This window comes from Microcoleus sp. w2-18bC1, from assembly GCF_036700365.1.
Lineage (GTDB): Bacteria > Cyanobacteriota > Cyanobacteriia > Cyanobacteriales > Microcoleaceae > Microcoleus.
The window spans coordinates 40,515-50,762 of record NZ_JAUBOS010000043.1 but is presented as its reverse complement, the minus strand read 5'-3'; the positions used below and the strand labels follow the sequence as shown (position 1 = coordinate 50,762).

At 45.2% G+C, this 10,248-nt stretch carries 8 protein-coding genes and 1 pseudogene; 5 read left to right on the top strand and 4 right to left on the bottom strand.

All coding sequences use genetic code 11. The features are described 5' to 3' along the window. Window positions 1–135, top strand: a pseudogene (locus tag QT979_RS20015) (photosystem II q(b) protein); the annotation flags it as partial. 135 nt (window positions 136–270) lie between these two features. Here QT979_RS20015 and QT979_RS20010 read toward each other — a convergent pair. From QT979_RS20010 to acpP, 4 genes are all read right to left on the bottom strand, one after another. Continuing rightward, window positions 271–996 (bottom strand): DUF4276 family protein, encoded by a 726-nt coding sequence (locus QT979_RS20010; protein WP_333213720.1) that lies wholly within the window; start codon window positions 994–996, stop codon window positions 271–273. After that, window positions 984–2,291, bottom strand: coding sequence for an AAA family ATPase (locus QT979_RS20005; protein WP_333213718.1), 1,308 nt, complete (start codon window positions 2,289–2,291; stop codon window positions 984–986). The genes QT979_RS20010 and QT979_RS20005 overlap by 13 nt, the downstream gene beginning before the upstream one ends. A 173-nt stretch (window positions 2,292–2,464) precedes the next feature. After that, the gene (gene fabF / locus QT979_RS20000; protein ID WP_333213717.1) at window positions 2,465–3,718 is read right to left on the bottom strand and encodes a beta-ketoacyl-ACP synthase II; all 1,254 of its coding nucleotides are present in this window, start codon (window positions 3,716–3,718) and stop codon (window positions 2,465–2,467) included. Window positions 3,719–3,815: 97 nt separating this feature from the next. After that, window positions 3,816–4,070 carry an acyl carrier protein gene (gene acpP / locus QT979_RS19995; RefSeq protein WP_333082619.1) on the bottom strand — a complete coding sequence of 85 codons (255 nt, stop codon included), beginning with the start codon at window positions 4,068–4,070 and terminating at the stop codon, window positions 3,816–3,818. Between the two features lie 383 nt (window positions 4,071–4,453). Here acpP and QT979_RS19990 point away from each other — a divergent pair, with 383 nt between their 5' ends. From QT979_RS19990 to glmS, 4 genes are all read left to right on the top strand, one after another. Continuing rightward, window positions 4,454–5,359: a CoB--CoM heterodisulfide reductase iron-sulfur subunit B family protein gene (locus QT979_RS19990; protein WP_333213714.1), complete on the top strand. Its 906-nt coding sequence runs from the start codon at window positions 4,454–4,456 to the stop codon at window positions 5,357–5,359. A 730-nt stretch (window positions 5,360–6,089) separates the two neighbouring features. Then, entirely contained in the window at window positions 6,090–7,301 is a 1,212-nt protein-coding gene (locus QT979_RS19985; protein WP_333213712.1) for a chloride channel protein, read from the top strand. A 597-nt stretch (window positions 7,302–7,898) separates the two neighbouring features. After that, window positions 7,899–8,144 carry a photosystem I iron-sulfur center protein PsaC gene (gene psaC, locus QT979_RS19980; protein WP_015175986.1) on the top strand — a complete coding sequence of 82 codons (246 nt, stop codon included), beginning with the start codon at window positions 7,899–7,901 and terminating at the stop codon, window positions 8,142–8,144. 159 nt (window positions 8,145–8,303) lie between these two features. Next, complete coding sequence (gene glmS / locus QT979_RS19975) at window positions 8,304–10,226, top strand: glutamine--fructose-6-phosphate transaminase (isomerizing) (RefSeq protein WP_333311488.1); 1,923 nt, start codon at window positions 8,304–8,306, stop codon at window positions 10,224–10,226. Window positions 10,227–10,248: the final 22 nt, after the last annotated feature.

Genomic DNA, 10,248 nt, shown 5'->3' with positions numbered 1-10,248 from the left:
TGGGCTGATGTGATCAACCGCGCTAACTTGGGTATGGAAGTAATGCACGAGCGCAATGCTCACAACTTCCCGCTTGATTTGGCTGCTGGTGAAACAACTCCCGTAGCTTTGGTTGCTCCTTCTATAAACGGTTAATTTTTAACTTGAGATTAACAAAAAGCGCTCCTAGAAATAGGGGCGCTTTTTGTTTGGGGAAAATCTAATTTAGCACTACTAATGCTTGGCAAAAGTTGGCTTACAGTTTACCTAAATAAATTTTTATCTGACCCTTTATGGACAACGACAAAAATTATTGAGATAGTTATAAAGTTCGCGAAATAAGGGACATTTTTTCTGGACTTCATTTGGATCGATTTCCCTCAATAGCAAAGGAGTATGATTTCCTTTAGAAAAGCGTGCTTTATCGCGATCGAGTTCATCTTGAACACTTGACTCAATTAAATATTCTGATATTTTTTCTCGACAGCAATCTTTTTCAGCATCGTATTCACTAAATGCTTCTGGATTCTCAAAAGAAACTTTTCTTTGTGTACTTAGCCACCAACGCATCCGTTCATGTCTTTTGCCTCGACGAAAATCTGAATGTTTAGCTATTGAATTATTCCAATCAGCAATAATCCAAGCTTCGATTTCCGGCGCGGCAAACCCAACAAATTTTTCGATGTCAGCACATTCGGGTATTTTTGATAACTCTGCCAATATTTTTGATTTTTGTGTCTGAGAATCGCGGCAATCCAAATCGTCAAAAACTAAAATCAAGTCGCATTTATTTGCTTCCGCTTTTAAGGCGATCGGTAATTCTTGCTTTATTTGCTCGATTAAGCTTTGACCTGTTCTTCCATAACTACCTGCTCTATTAGCTTTAGGGCCGGGTTTTTGGCGAACTGGTGTTTTTCGTTCAAATCTACAGCCCGGAAAAGTTTTTTCTAAAAAAGGAAAGAATCCTCTAACCTCAGCCTCACCGCCACCAGAGAAAACCCACACTACCACGGCCATCCTCCAATACTTGGATCACCAACACGGTATAAGTCGCCCAATTGCCATCCCTCTTCAAGTTTTGGCTTCAGCAGTTCTTTTGAAAGAGATTTGACTGAGAAATACGTTCTGTTTTCGGGATAAAAACAAAGAACATTCTCTAAACGATCGGTAAAGTGATCTAAAAGGTCGGGACTATGCGTGGTAATAATTATCTGAGTTCTGGTGGCAGCTTTTTTAATCCACTCAGCTAAAATTGGCATCCACGAGACGTGCAATCCTAATTCAGGTTCATCAATGACTATCAAAGAAGGAAGAAGTGGAGAATGTAATATAGTTGCCCAACAAAGCATCCTGACAGTTCCATCCGACATTTCATTTAGGTAGAATGCTTCATCATCAATACCTTCAAAATACCATTCTACAGTGAGAGATAGGCGACCAGAAGGTAAAGCTCTAAGGCGACGAGTTTTTGGCAGGATGGACTTCATTGCCTCGTTAATGCTATCTTCAAAATTGATAGATTTTTGGTTTAAATTGTACAATACTAAAGGCAGATTATCTCCCGATGCAGATAAGTAAATATCACTTCCACCTATTTTAGGTTCGGCGGTTCTAATTGAATTCAAATTCATGTTATTGGCATTATAAAATTGCCATTTTGAAATAAATTCAATTAATTCTCTTCTAATTTTGTAAATAGGTGTAGTTTCTGGTGGTAATAGACTATTTTCAAGCAGTGTCGGAATTGTCAATAAACCAAAGGAATTGGTAGGAATGTTATCTAAAGGTTCAAACTGAGTTGGCTCTTGACCGAGAGACTTGTAAACAGATAAAACTCCTTGCCCTAATTCTCTGTTATGCAATTTATAGTAATAGAAAGGTTGCCTGCTGGAAGTTTCCTGCAAATCTTCTCCGCCATATAGATATTCTTCAGAGATGCTCGCCCTTACTTTTTGTCTATCGGTATAAAGTTTGAAATCAAGAATTGCGCTGTCTTTTTGAAGATTACCAGTGTGGTTAATTTGCGAAAAACAACAAGCTATACTGACCTTGGCTGGACTTTCAACATTGACATCTAAAATTCTACCACCACCAATTTTAGAAATAGCATCCTCAAAACTACTCACGTCCCGATTTGCGTCAGGAATAGCTATTAGGCAATCTTTTAAAAATTTTAAACAACTGATGAAATTGCTTTTGCCTGAACCGTTTGAGCCGATAAATATATTAAGGTTGTTTAAATTTACAGATGGATCTAAGTGCAGATTTTTATAATTCTTTGTTGTCAAAAATCGAATAATTGGTTGATTCATACGATCGCTCCGGTTATACTTCAGAAAGTTAGGGTAGGCAAGATGCCTACCCTACAATAATTTAAAATTTGCACCTACAGCTAATAGCCGATCGCCAAATCTAAAATTTATCTAAAAATTAAAAGGTGAAAAATTAATTTTTCACCTTTTAACTCTCGATTTTGGATTAGCCGTTACCGAACAAACTTCTTGAATGCCAGTGTGACGTTGTGGCCGCCAAATCCAAAAGAATTCGACAGCGCCACATCAACTTTTAGATCGCGACTTGTATGAGGAACATAGTCCAAATCGCACTCAGGATCGGGATTTTCCAGATTAATTGTTGGCGGGATTTTGTCATTGGCGATCGACATTACCGTCGCCACCGCCTCAATTCCCCCAGAACCGCCCAAAAGATGGCCGGTCATTGACTTGGTAGAACTAATTGCTACTTTGTAAGCATGGTCTCCCAAAGTCTTTTTAATCGCTTTCGTTTCCGTAGAATCGTTGGGAAGCGTGCTTGTGCCGTGAGCGTTGATATAGCTCACCATATCCGGCGTCAAACCCCCATCCTTGAGCGCTAAAGCCATTGCCCGCGACGCACCCTCTCCCCCCGGTACCGGAGAAGTCATGTGATAGGCATCGCAAGTTAAACCGTAGCCGACGATTTCTGCGTAAATCTTCGCGCCACGCGCCAGAGCGTGTTCCATTTCTTCTAGAATTAGAATGCCAGCACCTTCGCCGACGACAAAACCATCACGATCGCGATCGAACGGACGGCAAGCATGAGTCGGGTCATCATTGCGAGTCGAAAGCGCCCTCGCCGCAGCAAAACCCGCCACGCACAAAGGTGTCACCGCAGCTTCTGTACCGCCACAAATCATGGCTTGGGCGTAACCCGCCTGAACTAAGCGAAACGCATCGCCCACGGCATTTGACCCGGCAGCGCAGGCCGTCACCGTGCAAGAGTTTGGCCCCTTAGCACCCGTTTGAATCGCCGTCAGGCCCGCGGCCATATTCGCAATCATCATGGGAATCATAAACGGGCTGCACCGATCTGGGCCGCGAGTCAGATAGATCTCTTGCTGATCTTCCAAAACCTTTAAGCCACCAATGCCAGTGCCAAGAATGACACCCACCTGTTCTGCGTTCAGGTCATTAATCTCCAACTTTGCATCAGCAACAGCTTGTTTGCTCGCTGACACCCCAAATTGAGCAAAGCGATCCATCCGCTTTGCTTCCTTGCGCTCTAAATAGTCGTGTGGGTCGTAACCCTTCACCTCTGCGGCAAAGCGGCAGTCGTGCCGCGACGGGTCGAATAAGGTGATCGGGCCTATACCATTCTTCCCGGCAAGCAACCCGTCCCAATATTCGGACAAGGTATTGCCGATCGGTGTAATCGCGCCTAGACCCGTGATAACAACGCGCTTACGCTCTAAATTTGTCATGATTTCAGTTTCAAAAAATTAAACACCCAGAACGCAGAACTAAAGAGGAGTTTCCAGTTTTATAACTTCTCTCCTCTTAGGGGAAAAGACAGGTATTTTATGCTTTTGGAGCTGCAAGTTGGCTGCTGATGTAATCTACACAAGCTTGAACCGTAGTAATTCCTTCGGCTGCTTCGTCGGGAATTTCAATATCAAACTCTTCTTCCAAGGCCATTACCAGCTCTACTGTATCTAAGGAATCTGCTCCTAAATCATTAGCAAAGTTGGCTTCCGGCTTGACTTCGCTCAGCTCGACTTCCAGTTGCTCTTTCACAATTTTCTGGACTCTAGCAAAAATGTCGTCTTGGCTCATAACATCGTGTCCTCATTGGTTGCTGCGTATCTAATCTTATCCGAAAGGGGGATCTGCAGGACAAAGGCTGGCCGCTTTTCTAAGTGACACGGGCCAGGGACAATTGGGACACGGACGATCGCAGCAACTCTAGGACTCAGGCAAAAAAACCCAATAGCCCAAAATCAATCATCTCGTTTAGCCACCTGATAACGTTGAGGAAGCGGATTTTTGGTCGATGGTGCGTCAGTCATCAACTCAAAATGCTTGAGAAAAGCTGACAATTGGCTCTTAGCTAGGCGGTGATCGGTTAATTATAAAGAGGGAAAACTAAGCAGGAAGCCTCCCGACTTCGATCGCTCAAGTTTCTTTTCCCGAACCTTGTGTCCCCAGCAGAAACGATTATGCCATCCCAAAATCTGAAATATGCTTATTTTCCCGGTTGCGTTGCCCAAGGGGCGGCCCGCGAACTTTACCTGTCTACAATGGCGCTCACTCAAGCGTTGGGGATTGAACTGGTGGAACTCAAAAAAGCTTCCTGCTGCGGTTCTGGCACTTTCAAGGAAGATTCGCAGTTACTCGAAGATACTGTCAACGCCCGCAATATTGCTTTAGCCGAGGAACTGAATTTGCCTTTGCTGACGCATTGCAGCACTTGTCAAGGGGTAATCGGTCATGTGGACGATCGCCTCAAGGATTGCCAGAAAACCGATCCTAACTACATAGAAAAAGTCAACGGTTTACTGGAAAAACAAGGCTGTTCGCCTTATCAAGGCAGTACCGAGGTGAAACATCTGTTGTGGGCGATCGTTGCAGATTACGGCCTAGAGGAGGTGCAGAAGCGAGTCACCCGCAAGCTTTCGGGTTTGAAGTGCGCGTCTTTTTACGGGTGCTATCTGCTGCGAGCTCAGGATAAGCTGCTTTACGATGACCCGCACCAACCGGAATCGATGGAAAATGTGTTTCGGGCGATCGGGGCAACTCCGGTTTACTATCGAGGGCGGACGCAGTGCTGCGGCTGGCCCTTGGCGAGTTATGCCACTAACCAATCTTTTCAGATGGCAGGCAAACATATTCAAGATGCTCTTGACAATGGCGCTGATTGTATGGTAACGCCTTGTCCGCTTTGTCACTTGAATTTGGATTCGCGACAGCCGGAGGTGGAAAAAGTAATAGGGCGCAAGTTGGGTTTGCCCGTGTTGCATTTGTCGCAATTGGTGGCTTTGGCTTTGGGTGTGGAGCCGAAAAAACTAGGACTCGATCGACATATCGTGTCAACTAAGCCCGTGTTAGAAAAATTAGGCTTTTAGTCGATCGATTGGCGCGGGTTTGTCGTAAGGGCTTTAGTCCTTTCTCGTGTTAAATCCAGGTTGGTAGTAAAGACTTTAGTTTTTTCTCACATCAAATCCGGGTATCCGCTCAATAATCCGGGGTAAATCGCTCAACAATGCACATCAAATGACGCAAAATCGTTCCTGAGTGGGTAGTCCGCCCCGAATTATTGAGCGGATACAAATCCGGTTAGAGCGGAATTATAGCCGAGTGCTAGCGGGACGATCGCTCGCGCTCATACACTCTTGAGTTGATATAAGATACCGTCCACAATTTGTCGTTTTGCTCCCAGAGGTGGTCTAGTCTTCTTCTGGTGGGGCAGCAATGGCGCTGCGGAGTGATCACTCTTTGTCGGTTAAGTTGCGCGACAATGCCATTTATTTCTGATCTTAGCTCGTCATCAGAGAGCCCAAATGGTTCTTTAAGCTATTGACACCACCAATAGAAGAATCGGTCTAACGGCGAGGGCTTCAGCGAACGGCGTTGCAAGGTGGCTACACCACTGATAACCTATGCCTCAGTTCCGTTGCCAGTCCTTGTTAGACTGCGATTGCTCTCTTCGCATTCCATAGCCCGGATCTACACTCCAAAGCAAGTGTGGTGGTTGGTAGGTTAATATGCAGACAATAGAAACAGAAGTTGTATACAATTACACAAAATAGTTTTTTAAGACTTCCTAACTGCCTAGTTATGGATAAGGGATCAGCAATGAAACGAAACCCAGTAAATCTCACACGTTCGGTATTCCTATGGGCAATGCTAGGAATCATTTGTGGTTTGTTTGGTGCAATTTATTGGATATTTTTGTCTTACATAATGTTGGGATTTGAATATTTTAGTGGACATTCTCTACTAATCATCATGCCGCTTGCGGGTTTACTCATCGGTTTGCTCATTCATTGGCTGGGAAATCCTGGCGAAATAGGGTTGATTATTGACAATATTCATCTCAATGGTGGGCGGTTACCAATGAACGAGAATCCTTCGATGATTCTGTCGTCGCTCATCAGTATTGCAAGTGGAGGCAGTGCTGGTCCAGAAGCACCAATGGTGCAAGTCACGGGTTCAATTGGTACGTGGTTAGCCGATCGCTTTCAATTGAGCGGAGAGGCACTACGAACTTTGAGTATTGCTGGCATGGCATCTGGTTTTACAGTTTTGTTCGGGGCTCCATTGGGTGGTACTTTTTTTGCTTTAGAAATTCTGCATCATCAGAATGTTGTGGAGTATTTTGAAGCAATATTGCCTGCAGTCGTGGCAAGTTGTGCAAGTTACACCATCTTTGTAGCAATTACCCAGCTAGGAATTAGTCCTACCTGGCATTTTCCTCAATACAATGTGGACAGCCTTTATGACTTTGCCGCAGCGATTGCTTATGGAATCGTAGGTGCGATCATGGGGTGGCTTTTTATCGCTGTATTTCGCAGTGTAGGTCGCTTGTTTGATTCGATACCCAGTCCAATCTATGTGCGTACTACTTTAGCTGGGCTAGGACTTGGTGTTTTGTCAGCTTTATTTCCGCTCACTCGTTTCTTTGGTGAACATCAAATTGAAAAAATTGTTGAGGGAAATTTTTCTTTGGGATTTCTCTTAACTTTAGTTATTGCTAAAGTGTTTGCCATTAGTACGACTGTAAATGGAGGCTGGCGGGGAGGTATTATCATCCCACTGTTTTTTATAGGAGCCTGTTTAGGAAAGGCAATCGCTATCATTAATCCCGCATCCAACGAGACTTTGGCAATGATTTGTGTAATGGCTGCTCTGAATTCAACAGTTACTCGAACTCCAATTAGTACAACTCTGCTACTCGCCAAATTGACAGGATTTAGCACTTTTACACCGATTCTCTTCGCTAGTCTTGTGGGTTTCTTCTTGGCTCCCCGCTCTCCCTTCATTACCTCACAGCGTAAAATTGATTAACAAACGGCTAGAATTCCTCTAATAGCTCCGTGTAGCGATGAAAAATACGTGAATTTGCGAGGGTAGAGTCTTAAAGATTTTGTGATTACAAATGCACCAATGGCATCAAACCATATCTAGCCGTTGATACTATTCAGCTTGCCGTTTTTTATCCATTCCACAAAAGCCAGGGTGTCCGATGACTATGGCTTGATTGAAATGTTGAGTCACAACCTCGATTATTTTCACAATCGGGCCCGTCAATATTCCGAAGATTACCATTCTGCAAGGGTAAGGGGTATCACCCGCATAAAATCATCGCAGTTTGGTCAAGAACTTTGGGCCCACTCTCACCAATCCTAATGCCAAACTCAATTTGTATTTAATCAGGCTGATGCTCAAACGGTTGGCGAATGACAGAGAGCCCAAAAGGGTTCCATAAGACTCTCCGCGTGAATAACTGTGAAGTTTTGTCGCTTTTTCGCGAAGTGCTTCCAGGCACTGCGGTAGACTAACCTTTAATTCTCTGTGCAGGCTATAGCGGTGGCACTTCGCCGTCAAATCTGTTCACTCGCAGAGGCAGCAAATTTTTAGTGACTCGTTGGGAGCCTTTATTCAATGTCTCATTCAGTCAAAATTTACGATACTTGCATCGGCTGCACTCAATGCGTCCGCGCTTGTCCGACTGACGTTTTGGAGATGGTGCCCTGGGATGGCTGCAAAGCAGCTCAGATTGCCTCATCTCCCCGCACCGAAGACTGTGTAGGCTGCAAGCGGTGCGAAACTGCTTGCCCCACCGATTTTCTGAGCATCCGGGTTTACCTGGGAGCAGAAACTACTCGCAGTATGGGTCTAGCCTACTAAATATCGATCGACACACCGATCGAATTACGGGTACAAAAGAGGGGGCGATTAAATTGCCCCCTCTTTTTTGTCGCGGAATCTGCATTCTGGGGCCGGAAGAAGGTAAAAATGATAAAACTTGAGTTTTATTGCGATCGCTAAGCAGGAGTAGTACGTTAAATGTGCGGAATCGTTGGCTATATCGGCACGCAAGCAGCAAGCGAGATTTTGCTAGCAGGATTAGAGAAACTAGAATACCGGGGCTACGATTCAGCGGGCCTCGCTACCATCTCCGAAGGAGAAATTACCTGCATCCGAGCCAAGGGCAAATTGCACAACCTCCGGGAAAAGTTAGCAGAGATAGACTCTCTGGCTCCCATCGGCATCGGACACACCCGCTGGGCAACTCACGGCAAACCAGAGGAATATAACGCTCACCCTCACCTAGATAATAGCGGGCGAATTGCGGTAGTTCAAAATGGAATTGTCGAAAATTATCGCGAGTTGCGGGAAGAATTGAAAGCAAAGGGACATAAATTTGTCTCCGATACCGATACAGAAGTTATTCCTCATTTAATAGCTGAATTCCTGAAAGAAGCAAGAAGGGAGAAAGAAGAACAAAAAAATAAAAAAACAGAGAAAATTGCTGATTTATCGTTCTTGGAAACGGTTTTAAAGGCGGTAAATAAATTAGAAGGAGCTTTTGCAATCGCCGTTATTTGTGCAGATTTTCCAGAGGAAATTATTGTCGCCAGACAGCAAGCTCCTTTGGTGATTGGCTTTGGTGCTGGCGAATTTTTCTGTGCTTCCGACACGCCCGCCTTAGTATCTCACACCCGCACTGTTTTGTCCTTGGAAAATGGCGAATTGGCAAGGCTAACTTCGATGGGAGTCGAAGTTTACAGCTTTGCAGGAGAAAGGCTGAAAAAAAGCCCGCGCATCCTTGGTTGGAGTCCTGTTTTAGTCGAAAAGCAAGGCTTCAAACACTTCATGCACAAGGAGATTTACGAGCAGCCCGCCGTAGTCAGAGCGTGTTTGGAGGCTTACTTAGACAGCGATTGGCAGCCAGGAAATCAGCGTTCTCCTATCAATCTCAACTTGCCCAAGGAACTTTGCGCTGATGTCGAGCAAATTTCAATTCTCGCCTGCGGAACGAGCTGGCACGCCTCGCTAATTGGCAAATATTTGTTGGAACAATTAGCTAATATTCCCACTGCCGTGCAGTACGCTTCGGAGTACCGCTACGCACCGCCACCGCTGACAGCAAATACTTTAACTATTGGGGTAACTCAGTCGGGAGAAACGGCGGACACGCTGGCTGCGTTGGGAATGGAACAGCAGCGCCGCGCGGGTTTTACTGATAAATTCCGGGCAAGAATGTTAGGCATTACTAACCGAACTGAAAGTTCGATCGCCCACATGATGCCACAGGTAATCAACACCCACGCTGGTATAGAAATCGGCGTTGCTGCCACTAAAACTTTTGTCACTCAGTTGATGGCCTTCTATTTCTTAGCTTTGGATTTGGCGCACCAGCGGCAAACAATCAGCACGGAGAGATTGGCAGAAATTATTACGGGTTTGCGCCAGTTACCCGCAGAAATTGAGAAGTTTTTGGAGATTCAAGAACAGTATGTGGAGGAATTGTCCCACCAGTTTACAGACACCCAAGATTTTATATTTTTGGGAAGGGGAATTAACTTTCCGATTGCTTTGGAAGGGGCGCTGAAACTGAAGGAAATTAGCTACATTCACGCCGAAGGATATCCGGCGGGAGAGATGAAACACGGCCCGATCGCCCTTTTGGATGCGAAAGTGCCTGTAGTGGCGATCGCCATGCCCGGAAGCGTCTACGAAAAGGTGCTTTCCAACGCTCAGGAAGCGAAGGCGCGTGACGCCCGTTTAATTGGCGTTACACCCAAGCAAGGTGCGGCGGAAGCCGATATTTTTGACCACATTTTGCCGGTGCCTTTGGTGGATGAATTGTTGTCACCGATTGTGACAGTGATTCCGCTGCAATTGTTGGCTTATCACATTGCAGCCCGTCGGGGTTTGGATGTGGATCAGCCACGTAATTTGGCTAAGTCTGTGACGGTAGAATAAAAGAATTCAGTTGCCAGTTGGC

Bases quoted from the DNA above. Each gene is read 5' to 3' on its own strand.
- QT979_RS20010 (WP_333213720.1), bottom strand. From the start codon at position 996: ATGGCCGTGGTAGTGTGGGTTTTCTCTGGTGGCGGTGAGGCTGAGGTT.
- QT979_RS20005 (WP_333213718.1), bottom strand. From the start codon at position 2,291: ATGAATCAACCAATTATTCGATTTTTGACAACAAAGAATTATAAAAAT.
- fabF (WP_333213717.1), bottom strand. From the start codon at position 3,718: ATGACAAATTTAGAGCGTAAGCGCGTTGTTATCACGGGTCTAGGCGCG.
- acpP (WP_333082619.1), bottom strand. From the start codon at position 4,070: ATGAGCCAAGACGACATTTTTGCTAGAGTCCAGAAAATTGTGAAAGAG.
- QT979_RS19990 (WP_333213714.1), top strand. From the start codon at position 4,454: ATGCCATCCCAAAATCTGAAATATGCTTATTTTCCCGGTTGCGTTGCC.
- QT979_RS19985 (WP_333213712.1), top strand. From the start codon at position 6,090: ATGAAACGAAACCCAGTAAATCTCACACGTTCGGTATTCCTATGGGCA.
- psaC (WP_015175986.1), top strand. From the start codon at position 7,899: ATGTCTCATTCAGTCAAAATTTACGATACTTGCATCGGCTGCACTCAA.
- glmS (WP_333311488.1), top strand. From the start codon at position 8,304: ATGTGCGGAATCGTTGGCTATATCGGCACGCAAGCAGCAAGCGAGATT.